This window comes from Pseudoalteromonas sp. 1CM17D (assembly GCF_023161805.1).
Taxonomy (GTDB): Bacteria; Pseudomonadota; Gammaproteobacteria; order Enterobacterales; family Alteromonadaceae; genus Pseudoalteromonas; species Pseudoalteromonas atlantica.
The window spans coordinates 1-16,328 of sequence record NZ_JALNTP010000011.1; the positions used below are offsets into that span (position 1 = coordinate 1).

Annotated in this window: 16 protein-coding genes, 3 tRNA genes and 1 pseudogene; 11 read left to right on the forward strand and 9 right to left on the reverse strand. The window is 41.4% G+C overall.

Going from position 1 to position 16,328, the window contains the following annotated elements; all coding sequences use genetic code 11:
* Positions 1-2: 2 nt before the first annotated feature.
* From MSC25_RS16795 to lolB, 9 genes are all read right to left on the reverse strand, one after another.
* Positions 3-74 (reverse strand) — tRNA-Gln (locus tag MSC25_RS16795).
* Between the two features lie 37 nt (positions 75-111).
* Positions 112-196: transfer RNA gene (locus tag MSC25_RS16800), tRNA-Leu, on the reverse strand.
* A 67-nt stretch (positions 197-263) separates the two neighbouring features.
* Positions 264-340: transfer RNA gene (locus tag MSC25_RS16805), tRNA-Met, on the reverse strand.
* A gap of 745 nt (positions 341-1,085) precedes the next feature.
* Entirely contained in the window at positions 1,086-2,177 is a 1,092-nt protein-coding gene (gene ychF, locus MSC25_RS16810) for a redox-regulated ATPase YchF (RefSeq protein WP_004588829.1), read from the reverse strand.
* A gap of 33 nt (positions 2,178-2,210) precedes the next feature.
* Positions 2,211-2,795, reverse strand: coding sequence for an aminoacyl-tRNA hydrolase (gene pth, locus MSC25_RS16815; protein WP_024033868.1), 585 nt, complete (start codon positions 2,793-2,795; stop codon positions 2,211-2,213).
* Positions 2,796-2,813: 18 nt separating this feature from the next.
* Complete coding sequence (locus MSC25_RS16820; RefSeq protein ID WP_004588831.1) at positions 2,814-3,428, reverse strand: 50S ribosomal protein L25/general stress protein Ctc; 615 nt, start codon at positions 3,426-3,428, stop codon at positions 2,814-2,816.
* A 151-nt stretch (positions 3,429-3,579) separates the two neighbouring features.
* Positions 3,580-4,527 (reverse strand): ribose-phosphate pyrophosphokinase, encoded by a 948-nt coding sequence (locus tag MSC25_RS16825; RefSeq protein ID WP_004588832.1) that lies wholly within the window; start codon positions 4,525-4,527, stop codon positions 3,580-3,582.
* 90 nt (positions 4,528-4,617) lie between these two features.
* Positions 4,618-5,475, reverse strand: a complete 858-nt coding sequence (gene ispE / locus MSC25_RS16830; protein ID WP_004588833.1) for a 4-(cytidine 5'-diphospho)-2-C-methyl-D-erythritol kinase — start codon at positions 5,473-5,475, stop codon at positions 4,618-4,620.
* 2 nt (positions 5,476-5,477) lie between these two features.
* Complete coding sequence (lolB, locus tag MSC25_RS16835; protein WP_004588834.1) at positions 5,478-6,065, reverse strand: lipoprotein insertase outer membrane protein LolB; 588 nt, start codon at positions 6,063-6,065, stop codon at positions 5,478-5,480.
* An 83-nt stretch (positions 6,066-6,148) separates the two neighbouring features.
* Between lolB and hemA the strand changes: the two genes are divergently transcribed.
* The 11 genes and pseudogenes from hemA (at position 6,149) to MSC25_RS16890 (ending at position 16,321) form a co-directional block, all read left to right on the forward strand.
* Entirely contained in the window at positions 6,149-7,405 is a 1,257-nt protein-coding gene (gene hemA / locus MSC25_RS16840) for a glutamyl-tRNA reductase (protein ID WP_174694608.1), read from the forward strand.
* A gap of 7 nt (positions 7,406-7,412) precedes the next feature.
* Entirely contained in the window at positions 7,413-8,498 is a 1,086-nt protein-coding gene (gene prfA, locus MSC25_RS16845; RefSeq protein WP_004588836.1) for a peptide chain release factor 1, read from the forward strand.
* A 2-nt stretch (positions 8,499-8,500) separates the two neighbouring features.
* Positions 8,501-9,340 (forward strand): peptide chain release factor N(5)-glutamine methyltransferase, encoded by an 840-nt coding sequence (gene prmC / locus MSC25_RS16850; RefSeq protein ID WP_096041434.1) that lies wholly within the window; start codon positions 8,501-8,503, stop codon positions 9,338-9,340.
* A gap of 57 nt (positions 9,341-9,397) precedes the next feature.
* Positions 9,398-10,333 (forward strand): annotated as a pseudogene (locus MSC25_RS16855) (DUF3369 domain-containing protein); the annotation flags it as partial.
* A 320-nt stretch (positions 10,334-10,653) separates the two neighbouring features.
* Positions 10,654-11,028: a SirB2 family protein gene (locus MSC25_RS16860; protein ID WP_064384853.1), complete on the forward strand. Its 375-nt coding sequence runs from the start codon at positions 10,654-10,656 to the stop codon at positions 11,026-11,028.
* Positions 11,029-11,333: 305 nt separating this feature from the next.
* On the forward strand, positions 11,334-12,161 hold the full coding sequence (locus tag MSC25_RS16865) for a tetratricopeptide repeat protein (RefSeq protein ID WP_096041435.1): 828 nt from the start codon (positions 11,334-11,336) through the stop codon (positions 12,159-12,161).
* Positions 12,162-12,175: 14 nt separating this feature from the next.
* Positions 12,176-13,429 (forward strand): DUF819 family protein, encoded by a 1,254-nt coding sequence (locus MSC25_RS16870; protein ID WP_004588841.1) that lies wholly within the window; start codon positions 12,176-12,178, stop codon positions 13,427-13,429.
* A gap of 9 nt (positions 13,430-13,438) precedes the next feature.
* Positions 13,439-14,293 carry a 3-deoxy-8-phosphooctulonate synthase gene (gene kdsA / locus MSC25_RS16875; protein ID WP_054983446.1) on the forward strand — a complete coding sequence of 285 codons (855 nt, stop codon included), beginning with the start codon at positions 13,439-13,441 and terminating at the stop codon, positions 14,291-14,293.
* A gap of 128 nt (positions 14,294-14,421) precedes the next feature.
* Positions 14,422-15,318: a transcriptional regulator GcvA gene (locus MSC25_RS16880; RefSeq protein WP_004588843.1), complete on the forward strand. Its 897-nt coding sequence runs from the start codon at positions 14,422-14,424 to the stop codon at positions 15,316-15,318.
* A gap of 2 nt (positions 15,319-15,320) precedes the next feature.
* Positions 15,321-15,956, forward strand: a complete 636-nt coding sequence (locus tag MSC25_RS16885) for an alpha/beta family hydrolase (protein ID WP_096041437.1) — start codon at positions 15,321-15,323, stop codon at positions 15,954-15,956.
* Positions 15,953-16,321 (forward strand): DUF423 domain-containing protein, encoded by a 369-nt coding sequence (locus MSC25_RS16890; RefSeq protein ID WP_024034182.1) that lies wholly within the window; start codon positions 15,953-15,955, stop codon positions 16,319-16,321. The genes MSC25_RS16885 and MSC25_RS16890 overlap by 4 nt, the downstream gene beginning before the upstream one ends.
* Positions 16,322-16,328 lie beyond the last annotated feature (7 nt).

Here is a 16,328-nt window from a genome sequence, read left to right on the forward strand (position 1 = left end):
GGCTGGGATACCAGGATTTGAACCTGGGAATGCCAGGATCAAAACCTGGTGCCTTACCGCTTGGCGATATCCCAACAGAAAACAATTGATAGTTTAGTTCATATCAGAACATGGTGCGGAAGGAGAGACTTGAACTCTCACATCCTAAGATACTGGAACCTAAATCCAGCGCGTCTACCAATTCCGCCACTCCCGCATTTTCACTTTGAATAATCAAAGGAAGGTAGTTATTTTAAACTCTTCATTGAGCAACAAAAGAAAAATGGTGGCTAAGACGGGATTTGAACCTGTGACCCCATCATTATGAGTGATGTGCTCTAACCAGCTGAGCTACTTAGCCATCTCTTTTGTTATCACTTCATCGCTGAGTGCGGGGCGTATTATGCTGATATGACCCAAATCCGTCAACACCTTTTTTGCAAAAAAACACTTAACAGGGTTTGTTTGCAGGAAAATTAAGCTAAGAGGCTAAATTTTAATAAATTTGCTGTTTTTTTTAACTGTAAATCAACTGTCAAAGTACACTAAGTAGTAACAACTTAAAACCGTTAATATAAAAACTGCTGAGTATTTCAGCAGTCGTTTTGTGATCAAGTTGTATTAAAGCCGAGTTTATTGAGTATTTTAGCTATTGAATGAAGTTATGATACTTAACAACCAGGCTATGTAATCATTTTAAGTAGGCATAACTTGCACTAGTTGCGTTAAAAATTACATATTAATCACCGCGCGGGGGGAGTTGGTAGGGCAATTTGCTTACTACTGATGCGTATTTCTTACGTTAAATAAAGTATTTAACTTAGCTCGTTAGTATAATACCAATCCATAATAAGACTTATATCATTTTTAGGGACTAAACGTGTCGCTATCTGTGTTAATAAATTATTTTAGAACAACTAAATAGCGAATTTTCCTAGCTATCAACAGGTTTTTCTATCTTCAAAATAGATCGCTTAATTATGCTAATTGCTATAAAAAGCCAAAAATGATTAAGGCCATTTGTCTTTTGGATAAAAATTATTTGGGTAAAGGCATAAAAAAACCCGCATTAAGCGGGCTTTTATAAACAGATTGTTTAGGCGTAATTATACGTTGAACAAGAAGTTCATTACATCGCCATCTTTAACAATGTACTCTTTACCTTCTTGACGCATTTTACCGGCTTCTTTAGCGCCACCTTCGCCATTAAAGGCAATGTAGTCGTCATAAGCAATGGTTTGTGCGCGAATAAAGCCACGTTCAAAGTCGGTGTGAATTTTACCAGCCGCTTGCGGCGCAGTTGCACCTACTGGAATAGTCCACGCGCGTACTTCTTTTACACCTGCAGTGAAGTAGGTTTGTAAATGCAATAGCTCGTAACCACCGCGAATAACACGGTTTAGGCCTGGTTCTTCTAAACCTAGGTCTGCCATAAATTCAAGCTTGTCTTCTTCATCTAGTTCAGAAAGCTCAGATTCGATTGCAGCACACACCGGAATTACTACAGCATCTTCAGACTCTGCAATAGCACGTACACGGTCAAGGTGTGGGTTATTTTCAAAGCCATCTTCAGCTACGTTAGCAATGTACATAGTAGGCTTAATAGTTAAGAAGTTAATTGAGCTAATTGCTGCTTTTTCTTCTTTAGTAAGCTCTAAAGAGCGAAGTGTTAACCCTTCGTCTAAGTGTACTTTAACTTTTTCAAGTACTGCATTTTGCTCTTTAGCGTCTTTATCGCCGCCTTTCGCTTTTTTAGCGTTACGGAAAATTGCTTTATCAGCGCTGTCCATATCGGCAAGTACTAATTCGGTATTGATAACGTCAATATCGTCAGCAGGGTCAATAGTACCTGCAACGTGAATTACGTTTTCGTCTTCAAAACAGCGAACTACATGGCCAATTGCATCCGTTTCACGAATGTTTGCTAAAAATTGGTTTCCTAAACCTTCACCTTTTGATGCGCCTTTTACTAAACCAGCAATATCAACAAATTCCATACTAGTAGGTAGAATACGTTGAGGATTTACAATTTTTGCTAGCTCGTCTAAGCGAGGATCGGGTACCGGTACTACACCTGTGTTAGGTTCGATGGTACAAAAAGGAAAGTTAGCGGCTTCAATACCCGCTTTAGTTAGTGCATTAAAAAGCGTTGATTTACCAACATTAGGCAAGCCAACGATGCCACATTTAAAACCCATAGTAAGATACCTTGTTAAGATTCGTTTAAACGATTATGGTTTAAAAGAATGTAGTCTGTTTTGTGCTTTTAACACACCATCTTTTGCAAGTATTTCCATACAACGAACTGCTTCATCAACCGCTGCATCCATTTTTTCTTGGTCTTCTTTGGCTGCTTTTCCAAGCACCCAGCCGGTAACCATTTCACGATGCCCTGGATGACCGATACCTATGCGTAAACGCATAAAATCTTTTTGGTTTGCCATTTTTGCAATAATGTCTTTTAAGCCATTATGACCGCCATGACCGCCACCTTTTTTAAGTTTGGCAACGCCTGGGTCTAAATCCATTTCGTCATGGGCAACAAGTATGTTTTCCACGGGGATTTTGAAAAAATTGGCTAAACTACCGACCGCTTTACCACTTAAGTTCATGTAGGTGGTGGGGATCAATAATTTGAATTCTTGGCCTTGGATGATCACTTTGCCAGTTAGGCCGTGATATTTAGGATCGTGTTTGAGCGTGCAGTTGTAGCGTGCTGCGAGTTCTTCAATGAACCAAGCACCTGCATTGTGGCGTGTGTTTGCGTATTCGGGGCCTGGATTAGCCAGGCCCACAAGCATTTGAATAGAATTCAAGGTGCAAGACCTTAAATATTATTCAGCAGCGTCTGAAGCTTCTTCTTCAGTAGGAGCTGCTTTGTTAGCTTTGATTGTAACTACTGACAGGTCGTGGCCTTCGCCTTTACCTAGTTCAACAGACTGAACACCTGAAGGAAGTTCAAGGTCAGAAATGTGAACTGAATCACCAACTACTAAATTAGAAACGTTAACTTCAACGAATTCTGGAAGTGCTTTAGGAAGACAAGAAATCTCAACTTCAGTTAACTGGTGAACAACAGTTGCGCCAGCTTTAGTAACTGCTTCTTCACCGATGAAGTGAAGAGGAACTTTAGTTACTAATTTGTGAGTTGCATCTACACGTTGGAAATCAAGGTGAGTGATTTTTGGCTTGAATGGGTGACGTTGAATATCTTTTAAGATAGCTTCAACAGACTCGCCGCCAACATTTAGCGTAAGAATGTGCGTGTAAAAACCTTCGCTTTCTTGTGCTTTGATCATGTCTTTATGAGCAAGAGTAAGCGATACCGCTTCTTTATCTGCACCGTAAAGGATAGCAGGTACTTTGTCTTCGCGACGTAGGCGGCGGCTCGCACCAGTACCAGTTTCTACGCGAAGTTCAGCGTTGTAAGTATAAGTTTCGTTAGACATAATGTCTCCAATAATTAAAAGTGTTAGGGCCTTTGCGACCAAGGTCCCTACCCAAAAGGCGCGCTATCATAACACCGCCCCCCGATAAAATAAACAACACATACAAAAAAAGCGCCAAAAGGCGCTTATATGTTCCAACGAATGTGTGATTTTAGTGTTCAAACATCGCTGAAATAGATTCTTCATTGCTGATGCGACGAATTGTTTCGGCTAACATGTCAGCAAGAGTTAGTACTTTTACTTTATCAAGCGCTTTTAATTCATCAGATAACGGAATTGAGTCAGTTACAATTACTTCATCAATTACTGAATTACGAATGTTCTCTGCAGCTTTGCCAGATAAAATAGGGTGCGTTGCATAGGCAAATACGCGTTTAGCACCGTGTTCTTTAAGTGCTTCTGCGGCTTTACATAAAGTACCACCGGTATCAATCATATCATCTACGATAATACAGTCGCGGCCTTCAACATCACCAATAATATGCATTACTTGAGAAACGTTAGCTTGAGGGCGACGTTTATCAATAATAGCAAGGTCTGTGTCGTGAAGTAGTTTTGCAATAGCACGGGCACGTACTACACCACCAATATCTGGTGATACTACAACAACGTCTTCAAACTCACGCTCTTCCATATCTTCAAGTAATACAGGGCTACCAAATACGTTATCTACTGGTACGTCAAAGAAACCTTGTATTTGCTCAGCGTGTAAATCAACCGTAAGAACGCGGTCAACACCTACACTTGATAAGAAATCGGCAACAACTTTAGCGGTAATTGGAACGCGCGCAGAACGTACTCGACGGTCTTGACGTGCATAACCAAAATAAGGAATGACGGCAGTAATACGACCTGCTGATGCACGACGTAGAGCATCAACCATAACGATAAGTTCCATTAGGTTATCGTTAGTAGGGGCACAGGTTGATTGCAAGATAAAAACATCCGAGCCACGAACATTTTCATTTATTTGAACACTGATCTCACCGTCGCTAAAACGGCCAACAACAGCATCGCCTAATTCAATATACAAACGTTTTGCAACTTTTTGAGCTAACTCAGGTGTTGCGTTACCAGCGAAGAGCTTCATGTCAGGCACGGTAGGGTTCCTCAGGCACTGAATTTTTGGACTAACGGGTAAATAGGTAAAACCCACTACGCGTTAACTTATGATTACTTGTACGTTACTTCATTGATCGAATATGGCGGCAAGCTCCGTATGAGCAGGTGAGACATTTGCGCTAGAAGCAACAAAACCCTGCCAAGTATGGGGGAGGTTATCAAGTACATCTTGTGCTTGAACTTGGCTAGCAAATTCGACAAAACAACATGAACCTGTTCCGGTCATCTTCGACGGGGCGTATTTTAGCAACCACTGCAGGGTTTTTTCAACCTCGGGGCAGAGCTTTTTAACTAAAGGCTCACAATCGTTGGTTAATTTATGGGTTCGCCAATCACCTGAAATTTTTGGTGTATCGCGTTTTAAATCTGGGTGAGTGAATATTTTAGCGGTACTGACATGCTGATTAGGGTGCACAACGCAATACCATTTTTGTTCAAGCTCTACGTCAACCAATTGTTCGCCAATACCGTGTGCTATGGCGCTTTTACCACGAATAAATACCGGCACGTCGGCGCCTAATTGCAGGCCTAAGTTTGCTAATTCATCAATATTTAGTTGTGTATTCCACATTTTATTAAGTGCAAGTAACGTGGTGGCTGCATCAGATGAACCGCCTCCCACGCCGCCACCCATAGGTAAACGTTTAGTGAGATTTATTTTTACACCTGATGAAATGCCACAGTGATTTTTAAGCAATAACGCGGCTTTATAGATGAGATTATCGCAATCTGCTATGCCTTTCGTATCACCCGTTATTAAAATAGTGGGCGCTTCGTTAACTGAAAAGTCGAGTGTGTCGCCAAAATTTAAAAAGGTAAATAAGGTTTCTAGTTCGTGATAACCGTCATCACGGCGCGCATTGATGTGTAAAAATAAGTTAAGTTTTGCCGGTGCAATGACCGAAAAAGCTGTTTTAGTATTCATACTTAATTAAATTGCCAATTGTAGAGTTGAATTTTGATTTTAATTTGCTGATGTTTTAGCGTGACATTGCCAGGAACCCAAAAGCCACCTTGCTGTTTATAGTTTGAATACGTTATTTGCCACTTTTTATTGCTGTTATCGTACCAAATAACTTGTTGTGCACGGCCAAGTTCGTCTACTTTTAATGTTTGCGACGTTAATGTGCCTTTTAACCAGTTATCGGCGTTATCAACTGGCAGGTCAAAACCGGTTAAGCGTTTTAATAATAACGCGGCGTTAGTGTCTGTGTATGTTTTATCGTCGTAATCAAGCACCGCACCTGTGCGGGTTTGTTTAAGCGACAATATACGAGTACCAATAAACGTAGTGAGCACTAAGTTGTTTTGTTTTTCGTCTTGTTGCCAATTTAAGTTTGCAGATTGGCGCTCATCAGGGCTTATAAACGCTAATTTACCTTGTGCTTGCCAGGTTTTTTGCGCTGCTAAGCGTGGTTTCCAATCATCGTAAAGCGTTGTTTTTGTATCAATTTGGTGGGCGCAGCCCGCTAAAAACAAAAAAAGAGTGAATAAAATTAAATAATGTCGAATCAAATGTTGTTCCTTACTTTCCATATTCCGCTGATTTTTGGTAAAATTGCCGCCTTTAAAGTAGGGCGCAGCAATATTTGGCAAATATGACCATCATAGCACTTGGTATAAATCACAAAACCGCATCCGTAGAATTACGTGAAAAAGTGGCTTTTTCGCCTGAGCAAATGTCTGAGGCGCTCCAGCAATTAAGCGGTCATGCCGACTTTAACGAAGCCGTTATTGTATCTACCTGTAACCGTACCGAAATCTATTGTAGCCTTGAGCAGTCAAATTCCCAAGCACTGCTAGCTTGGCTTGCCAGTTTCCATGGTTTGGATGAACACGAACTGAGCAAAAATATATATTGCCACCAAGGTGATGCAGCCATTAATCATTTAATGCGTGTTGCGTGCGGCTTAGATTCGTTGGTATTGGGCGAGCCGCAAATTTTAGGGCAAATTAAGCAAGCTTATCATAGCGCCAAAACGCACGATGCCGTAGGCGTTAAGTTTGATAGGTTGTTTCAAAAAACCTTTTCGGTAGCTAAGCAGGTCCGTACCGACACTGATATTGGTGCCAGTGCTGTGTCGGTGGCGTTTGCAGCGGTTAATTTAGCAAAACATATTTATGGCAAGCTTGATAAAACCAATGTGTTATTAATTGGTGCCGGCGAAACAATAGAGCTTGTAGCTAAACATTTATATCAAAATGAGCCGCAACAAATTACGGTTGCCAACAGAACCATTGAGCGTGCACGCGGTTTAGCGCAGGAAGTGTCGGCCGATGTGATTGCGCTGGCACAACTCCCTGAGCGTTTACACAAAGCCGATATTGTTATTAGCTCAACCGCCAGTACGTTACCAATAATAGGTAAAGGGGTGGTGGAGCAAGCATTAAAACAGCGCCGCCATAAACCTATGCTGTTTATTGATATTGCCGTACCACGCGATATAGAAAGCCAAGTAGGCGAGCTTGACGCAGCCTATTTATATTCCGTTGATGACTTACAAGCCATTGTAAGCGAGAATATGGCCGCGCGTGAACAGGCGGCAGAACAAGCACAATTAATAATAAGCGAGCGCGTAAAAGAATTTGAAATGTGGGTTCGCTCTCTCGATTCGGTTGATATAATTCGCCACTACCGAAACGACGTACAAACCATTAAGTCAGAACTTGTTGAGCGGGCGGTTAGCCAGCTAAATACAGGTAAAGACGCAGAAAAAATTATATTAGAGTTGGCCAATAAATTAACCAACCGCTTAATGCACGCGCCTACCCGTGCAATTCAAGATGCGGCTAAAAAAGGTGAAGTGGCACAACTAACTCAGTTGAAAAAAATGTTAGGTATTGATCAGGAATAACAGTTAAATGAAAGAGTCTGTATATCGTAAATTAGAAACCTTAGTAGAGCGCTACGAAGAAGTACAAGCGCTACTGAGCGATCCGTCGGTCATTAGTGATCAAAACCGCTTTCGTGCTCTTTCAAAAGAATACTCTGAGCTTGAAGAAATTGTAAAAACATTTTTAGCATACCAACAAGCGCAAGACGATGTAGCGACTGCTGAAGAAATGTTAAAAGATTCAGACCCAGATATGCGTGAAATGGCGCAAGAAGAATATAAAGAAGCTAAAGCGCAAATTTTATCATTAGAAGATGAGCTACAAGTGCTTATGCTTCCTAAAGATCCTAAAGATAACAACAATGTATTTTTAGAAGTACGCGCGGGTACCGGTGGTGACGAAGCGGCTATTTTTGCAGGCGATTTATTTAGAATGTACAGCCGTTACGCCGAAACACAAAAATGGAAAGTTGAAGTGGTGAGCACCAACGAAGGTGAACACGGCGGCTACAAAGAAGTTATAGCAAACATTAGCGGTGAAGGTGTGTACGGTAAGCTTAAGTTTGAATCGGGCGCTCACCGTGTACAGCGTGTACCAGAGACTGAGTCGCAGGGGCGTGTACATACCTCTGCGTGTACGGTTGCAGTAATGGCCGAAATTCCTGAAGCAGAAGCCATTGAAATAAACACCGCCGATATAAAAGTAGATACATTTAGAGCCTCCGGCGCCGGTGGTCAGCACGTAAATAAAACCGACTCGGCAATTCGTATTACTCATATTCCAACGGGTGTTGTGGTTGAGTGTCAGGATGAGCGTTCGCAACATAAAAACCGCGCTAAAGCGATGTCGGTACTTGCCGCGCGTTTGCAGCAAGCCGAAGATGAAAAACGCCATGCGGCTGAGGCCTCTGAGCGTCGTAACTTAGTGGGCAGCGGCGATCGCTCTGAGCGTATTCGTACTTACAACTACCCGCAAGGGCGTATTACCGATCACCGTATTAATTTAACGCTTTATCGCTTAAACGAAGTGGTAACTGGCGATTTAGGCGCAATTATCGATCCATTAATGCAAGAGCATCAAGCTGATTTACTTGCCGCAATGGGCGATGAGTAATTGTGAGCCACACGCTTGAGCAGGCAATAGCGGTTGGTGCAACTAAACTTGCACCAACTAGCGACAGCGCTAAATTAGACGCACAAGTACTGCTGTTACATATTCTTCAAAAACCCCGCAGTTACTTATTTACCTGGCCAGATAACCTACTTAGCAGCGACGAACAGCGCCAATATGATGAATTTTGTGAACGGCGTTTAAATGGTGAACCCGTAGCGCATATTATTGGCCAGCGCGAATTTTGGAGCTTAGCGCTCGAGGTGAATGCCACGACGCTTATTCCTAGGCCTGATACCGAAACACTCGTTGAGCAAGCTTTAGCACTTACCGTGCCTGAGCAAGCAAAAGTGCTTGATTTAGGCACTGGCACCGGCGCTATTGCACTTGCACTTGGCAGTGAAATGCCAACATGGCAAATTACAGCAGTCGACAAAGTAGCAGATGCGGTGGCCTTAGCGACTCGGAATCAGCAGCGTTTAGCCATTGATAATGTGCAAGTTAAGCAAAGTAACTGGTTTAGCGCGCTGAAAAATGAGCAGTTTAATTTAATTGTGACCAACCCCCCGTACATTGAACACGACGATAAACATTTAAAAGAAGGAGATGTGCGCTTTGAACCTCTTTCTGCGTTAGTGGCCGATGAGGCAGGAATGGCTGATATAAAACAAATAATTACACAATCACGTGACTATTTGCTCCCTAGTGGCTATCTTTTAATAGAACATGGTTTTGAACAGGGTGAAGCTGTTCGGCATTTGTTTAAGCAAATGGCGTATATAAATATTAAAACAGTAAAAGACTTGGGAAATAACGATCGTGTAACGCTCGCACAGTGGCCTTAATTTGATAATAAACAGCCATGATTGTGTGTTCTATAAATGCATTAAGGAACCTTTAATATGATGGGTGATTTTTTATTTTCAGATGAGCCAGATGAGTTAGAAAGTGAAGTAGAGCTTGGCACTTGGAAAGTATTAATCGTTGATGACGAACCTGAAGTTCATGCTGTTACAAAGCTTGCGTTGAGTGATTTTGAATTTCAGAACAAACGTTTAGAATTTTTAAGCGCATACTCGGGCGCTGAAGCAAAAGAATTAATAAATGCGCACCCAGATGCCGCTATTGTACTGCTAGATGTGGTAATGGAAACAGATGACGCTGGGTTACAGGTTGCTAAATTTATTCGCGAAGAAGCTAATAATAATCATATTCGCATTATTTTAAGAACCGGTCAGCCTGGGCAGGCGCCTGAGCGCCAAGTCATTATTAATTACGATATTAACGACTATAAATCGAAAACAGAGCTGACAGCGCAAAAGCTGTTTACTGTGATTATGTCGAGCTTACGCTCGTATCGCGATATTATTTCTATAGAGCAATCTCGCGAAGGGCTTGAAAAAATTATTGTTGCCTCGCGCGATATATTTGCCACACGTTCAATAGAGCAGTTTATTGAAGGGGTGATGCAGCAACTTACTTCGTTATTAGGCATTGCCGATCAAGCGGTGTATGCCACTACGTTAGTGGCGCAAAATACGCAAGAAAATAGTAATGATAAGCTAATTGTACGCTCTGGTACCGGTGAGTTTGAGCAAAGCGAGGGTAAAGAGTTAGATGCGGTGCTGCAAAACGAGCAACTAGAGGCGTGTCATCAAGCACTTAAAGATAAAAGCATAATTTATAAAGATAACTATTTATTTGCTTATTGTAGTAGCGAGTACAATCACAATTCGATGTTATTTATATCGGGGATCCCTAAAAATATAACCGATACGCAACGTAATTTAATTGAGATTTTTTCGCAAAATGTACAACTAGCATTTGAGAACGTGCAACGACAACAACGTTAATCGTTACTATAAATTTAATAAGCACATAGCCTTGCGACTATGTGCTTTTTAGTTTGTGAGGCATAATAGCCAAAGCAGTGCGTAGTACTTGGTATTATACCAAGCAGCAATAATACTTAATCATTTTGAGGGGGCTAAACGTGTTGCTATCAGCGTTAAAAAATTCTCATTTAGAACAACTAAATAGCAAATTTTTTGCCTAGCTATCAACACGTTTTTCCATCCTCAAAATAGATCACTTAATTAAGCGGATTGGTATTAAACGCACTTAACTAAATTTAACAAAACAAAAAGTACTGAGGCTTATGGATTATTTAGCAGTAAAACACTCACACATGGCAATTGCTATGCTAAGCGTTATCTTATTTTACATCCGCTCTTTTTCGCGTATGGGCAGTGGCAAGCTTGCCAAAAATAAACTGGTTTTTATTGGCAGTCACAGCATTGACACTTTATTACTTATTTCTGCAATAACATTGGTGTTCATGGCAAAAATAAACCCCTTTGAGCAACTATGGTTATTAGAAAAAATAGTGCTTGTAGTGATTTATATTGCGATAGGTATTATTAGTGCAAAACAAACTAATACGCTGCCAAAAATTATGTATGTGGTAGTTAACACGGTTGTGATTTTAGCGATAGGGTATTTGGCAACGGCAAAATCGCCGCTACTTTTATAATACCTACTCTGTTGCAAGTTAAGTGTCGGTGCGTGTATATAACTTTTTAAACACGCACGATACTTATAAGTAAGGGGCTTATACGTAAGGAGCTAATACGTAAGGAACTTAAGTAACAGTTAATACAGTTAATACACCTATGCACGCTTTATAGCCTTCACCATTTTTCAGCCAGGCTGGCCACTCCTTTTACTATAAAGTAACCCTATGGGGTATAATTACGGGTGGGAGCTTCGCTGTATTGGTAACTATCCGTAAAATTAGGTAAACTACGCCTTCGTTTTTTAATAAATGTTGTAGTATTGATGACCACCCTCGGGTATGACGAACACGACGAATCTTATTTAGATGATGCATATGATGAATTTACTCCACCGCCACTGTATCGGTGTATTAATGCAGAGTCGAAATGGGACCCTCAAATAGATTTAGCGCCAACTTTTTCTGTATTAACTGACTTTGAGCAGCAGATCACTACTATGTGCGCAAAGCAAAAAGACCCACACGATAGATTAGAAGCCCTTCTTGATATTTTTTATAGCAAATGGCTATTTAGCGCCTCTGGGCTAAAAGTGCCAGAGCATAAAATAAATAGCTTAAGCTATACACTCACTATGCGCAGCGGCTCTATAACCACATTAGGTATTTTATTGAGCCATTTGCTTGAGCAAGCGCAATTAGATGCCAGTGTGTGTATTAATCAGGGAGATATTAGCGTGCATGTCGCAATAAGTGATGAAGAAGGCTACATTATTGAGCCTAGCAGTGGGCAACAGAGCTGGTACATCATTCCTGAAAATGCGGATGAAGAAAATGGCCAAGAGCAAGAGCCACTTGAACTTATTTATAACGATGAAGTTTATAAATTGTTTTTAGCGCAGCAAAAATGGTCGTTTATTAGCGAAAATAAATTTGGCCACGCGCTGGTATGTGTTGAGTTGCTAATGGAGCTATTAGGCGATGATCCGTACGAGAGACGCGACAGAGGTTACTTACTCAATCAGTTAGATTGTCCTAAAATGGCACGCGATGATTTACAGTTTTTTATTGATGAGTGCCCGGATGATCCGGCAATTGAAATTATTCAGCATCAACTAGAAGAACTTGAAGATAATAATAAAACACACCATTAAGAATAGGAACAAATATGGCTGATACTCACACTGCATTAATTACTAATGATGCTGTTGTACTGGGTTTGCTTGCTGTAATTTTAGGGTTCATTTTTAAAACCTCTAGCAGCGAAAACCCCAAACTAAAAGCATTTTATAAATATGTACCAGCATTATTGCTGTGTTACTTTTTACCTTCTTTACTCAATACGTTTGGCATTGTAGATGGACATAGTTCAAATGTTTACTATGTTGCTTCGCGCTATTTGCTGCCAGCATGTTTAATTTTACTTACCATTAGTATTGATTTAAAAGCGATTATTAATTTAGGCCCCAAAGCGCTAATTATGTTTTTAGTGGGCACGCTGGGTATTGTGATTGGTGGGCCTTTATCTATTTTAGTGGTTAGTGTATTTAGCCCTGATTTAGTAGGCGGCCACGGCCCAGATGCTGTTTGGCGTGGTATGACAACGGTTGCCGGCAGCTGGATTGGCGGCGGCGCAAACCAAGCCTCAATGAAAGAAATGTTTGAAGTGGGCGGCGATATATTCTCGGTTATGGTGACCGTTGATGTGATTGTGGCGAATATTTGGATGGCTGTTTTATTACTAATGGCCGCAAACCATAAAAAAATTGATGCCGCAACAGGGGCTGATACAACCGCCATAGAAGATTTAAAAAACCGTGTTGAGCAATACCATGCAGAGCATGCCCGCATGCCGACACTCAATGACTACATGACCATTATTGCCATAGCATTTGGTATAACGGGGCTTGCTCATTTTTGTGCCGACTTTTTAGGGCCGTTTTTTGCAAACAATTACGCGTGGGCTAAAGAGTACAGTTTAAACAGTAAATTCTTTTGGCTAATTGTTATTTCAACCACGATTGGTATTAGTTTATCATTTACTAAAGTAAGGCAAATAGAAGCGTTTGGCGCATCAAAAGTTGCTTCAAGCTTTTTATATATTTTAGTGGCATCAATTGGCTTACATATGAACGTAACCGCTATATTTAGTAACCCTGGGTTATTTTTAATTGGGGCTATTTGGATGCTAACGCACGCAAGTTTAATGCTGATTGTAGCCAAAGTAATAAAAGCCCCGTTATTTTATATGGCGGTGGGCTCGCAAGCTAACGTTGGCGGCGCTGCGTCGGCGCCTGTGGTGGCTTCTGCGTTTCACCCTTCGCTTGCGCCAGTGGGCGTTTTATTAGCTGTACTAGGGTATGGTGTAGGTACATATATGGCCTACATTTGTGGATTAATGATGCAAGCAGTTGCACCTTAAGGAATTTAAATGAACAACCAAGTAATTAATATTAATAATATTGAGCTGGCAAACGACAAACCATTTGTATTATTTGGTGGTATGAATGTTTTAGAGTCGCGCGATTTAGCAATGCGCATTGCAGAGCACTATGTAGAAGTAACGTCTAAATTAAATATTCCTTATGTATTTAAAGCCTCGTTTGATAAAGCGAATCGCTCATCAATAAATTCATACCGCGGCCCTGGTATGGAAGAAGGCTTAAAAATATTTGAAGAGATTAAAAATACCTTTAACATTCCGCTTATAACCGATGTGCACGAACCACACCAAGCAGCGCCTGTTGCTGAAGTGGTTGATGTAATTCAGTTACCTGCATTTTTAGCACGCCAAACCGATTTAGTGGTAGCTATGGCTAAAACGGGTGCCATTATTAATGTGAAAAAACCACAGTTTTTAGCGCCGCACGAAATGCGCCATATCATTACTAAATTTAATGAAGCAGGTAATGATAATGTGGCACTGTGTGAGCGCGGCTCAAGCTTTGGCTACAACAACTTAGTTGTTGATATGCTAGGTATGGATGACATGAAAGCCATGGCGCCGGTTATTTTTGATGCCACCCATGCACTACAGCGCCCAGGTGGGCGAGCTGACTCTGCTGATGGACGCCGTGCACAAGCTGCCGAGCTTGCTCGCAGCGGCATGGCATTGGGCATTGCGGGCCTATTTATTGAGGCTCACCCTAACCCTAATGAAGCAAAGTGTGATGGTCCATGTGCATTGGCACTTAGCAAGCTTGAAGGGTACTTATCGCAAATGAAAGCGGTAGATGATTTAATTAAAAGCTTTGCACCACTTGATACAAGCGCAAGCGATTTATAATTTAACACCTATTTAGGTAATAGTTAAAAAGCGACTTAGGTCGCTTTTTTTATTCCATTAATATACACACACAACGATGCTGTATATAATCTTACGCATAAGAAAAACTAATTCTAAGCTTGGTTACTATGTCAAGACGAGTCCCCCCATTAAACGCACTTAAAGCTTTTGAAGCCGCGGCACGCCATTTAAGCTTTACTAAAGCAGCGGAAGAGCTGTATGTAACGCAAGCGGCAGTGAGCCATCAAATTAAAACCCTTGAAGAGCATTTAGGCTTAAAATTGTTTTTACGTAAAAATCGCTCGTTATTATTAACCGAAGAAGGCCAAGGCTACTTTTTAGATATTAAAGAGATTTTTACCCAGCTGATAGATGCCACCGAAAAGCTACTTGCTCGCGGTGCAAAAGGCTCGCTTACCGTAAGTTTAACCCCGAGTTTTGCAATTCAGTGGTTGGTACCTCGATTAAGTTTATTTAACGAACTCCACCCCGAAATAGATGTGCGTATAAAAGCGCAAGACCAAGACGAAAACTCGTTAACCGATGATGTAGATATTGCTATTTACTACGGCCGAGGGCACTGGAGTGGGGTTCAAACTTACAAATTACACACCGAGTATTTAGTGCCTTTATGTAGCCCACTGTTATTAAGCGGGCATAAACCGCTTAATCAACCGAGTGACTTAGCTCAGCACACCTTGTTACACGATACCACGCGCCGTAACTGGAAAACCTGGATGAAAACGGCGGGTGTACGTAATGTACAAGTGAATCAAGGCCCTATATTTAGCCACTCATCAATGGTGCTCCAAGCCGCGGTGCACGGCCAAGGTGTAGCAATAGGCAATAGTGTGCTTGCCAAACCCGATATTGACGCGGGCCGTTTAGTGATCCCATTTAGCCACAGCTTAGAGAGTAAAAACGCGTATTACTTAGTGATTAGAGAGTCGCAAACAGAGCTGGGTAAAATAGTCTCGTTTAAAGATTGGATGCTGAGCTTAGTTGAACAAGAACAAGAGTATTAATAATGATTGAATGGTTTAAAAGCGCAACGCAGCCGGCTATTGCACAGTTTATATTTGCGCATGGTGCCGGAGCTGGATCAGATTCTGATTTTATGCAGCATATGGCTAAACTCATTAGTGCGCAGAGTATTGATGTAGGTTTATTTGATTTTGAATACATGCAAATTGCTAAACAAACACAAAAACGTAGACCGCCAGAGCGAGCCCCTAAACTGTTAGCTTATTACCAGCAAGTACTAACAAATGCGCAACCTAATTTACCGTTATTTATTGGCGGCAAGTCGATGGGCGGGCGTATGGCGTCTATGCTTGCTTGTAGCTCTACACAACCGATTGCAGGTGTATTAGCGTTTGGCTATCCGTTTCATCCGCCCGGTAAGCCAGATAAGCTGCGCACCGATCATTTTGCAGACATACCTTGCCCGTTTTTAGTCTTACAAGGCGAGCGAGATACCTTTGGCACACGTGAAGAGCTTAAAACGCTTTCTATGCCAAAACAGCCAAGCTATGTGTGGCTTAGCGATGGCGACCATTCACTCAAACCACGCAAAAAAAGTGGTATGAGCGAGCTGCAAAATCGTGAAACTGCAGCGCTTGAAGCAAGTAAATTTATAGCCAATAGAGTGGAGCAATTATGATTAAATTATTTTTACTCACGGGCAGCTTTTTTTGCATGCTGTCGGTTATGTTAGGGGCATTTGCCGCGCATGGCTTAAAAAGCCGTTTAACTGAGTATTCACTCGGGGTATTTAAAACCGCAGCTGAGTATCAAATGGTGCATGGTTTAGCGCTTATAGCCGTGGCGATTCTTATTAAGTGGGGTATTAATTTAACCGTGGCGGGAGGTTTTTTTATTGCCGGTACACTGCTTTTTAGTGGCAGTTTATATTTACTAGCCCTAAGCGGCATGAAGTGGTTAGGCCCAATAACCCCATTAGGTGGGTTATGTTTTATAATTGGTTGGGTTGTTATTTTAGTGCAAGTTGCACGATTTAAGTTTTAAAGAGTTT

Coding starts and splice junctions, on each gene's coding strand:
- ychF (WP_004588829.1), bottom strand. CDS start 2,177: ATGGGTTTTAAATGTGGCATCGTTGGCTTGCCTAATGTTGGTAAATCA.
- MSC25_RS16820 (WP_004588831.1), bottom strand. CDS start 3,428: ATGTCTAACGAAACTTATACTTACAACGCTGAACTTCGCGTAGAAACT.
- ispE (WP_004588833.1), bottom strand. CDS start 5,475: ATGAATACTAAAACAGCTTTTTCGGTCATTGCACCGGCAAAACTTAAC.
- hemA (WP_174694608.1), top strand. CDS start 6,149: ATGACCATCATAGCACTTGGTATAAATCACAAAACCGCATCCGTAGAA.
- prfA (WP_004588836.1), top strand. CDS start 7,413: ATGAAAGAGTCTGTATATCGTAAATTAGAAACCTTAGTAGAGCGCTAC.
- MSC25_RS16860 (WP_064384853.1), top strand. CDS start 10,654: ATGGATTATTTAGCAGTAAAACACTCACACATGGCAATTGCTATGCTA.
- MSC25_RS16865 (WP_096041435.1), top strand. CDS start 11,334: ATGACCACCCTCGGGTATGACGAACACGACGAATCTTATTTAGATGAT.
- MSC25_RS16870 (WP_004588841.1), top strand. CDS start 12,176: ATGGCTGATACTCACACTGCATTAATTACTAATGATGCTGTTGTACTG.
- kdsA (WP_054983446.1), top strand. CDS start 13,439: ATGAACAACCAAGTAATTAATATTAATAATATTGAGCTGGCAAACGAC.
- MSC25_RS16880 (WP_004588843.1), top strand. CDS start 14,422: ATGTCAAGACGAGTCCCCCCATTAAACGCACTTAAAGCTTTTGAAGCC.
- MSC25_RS16885 (WP_096041437.1), top strand. CDS start 15,321: ATGATTGAATGGTTTAAAAGCGCAACGCAGCCGGCTATTGCACAGTTT.
- MSC25_RS16890 (WP_024034182.1), top strand. CDS start 15,953: ATGATTAAATTATTTTTACTCACGGGCAGCTTTTTTTGCATGCTGTCG.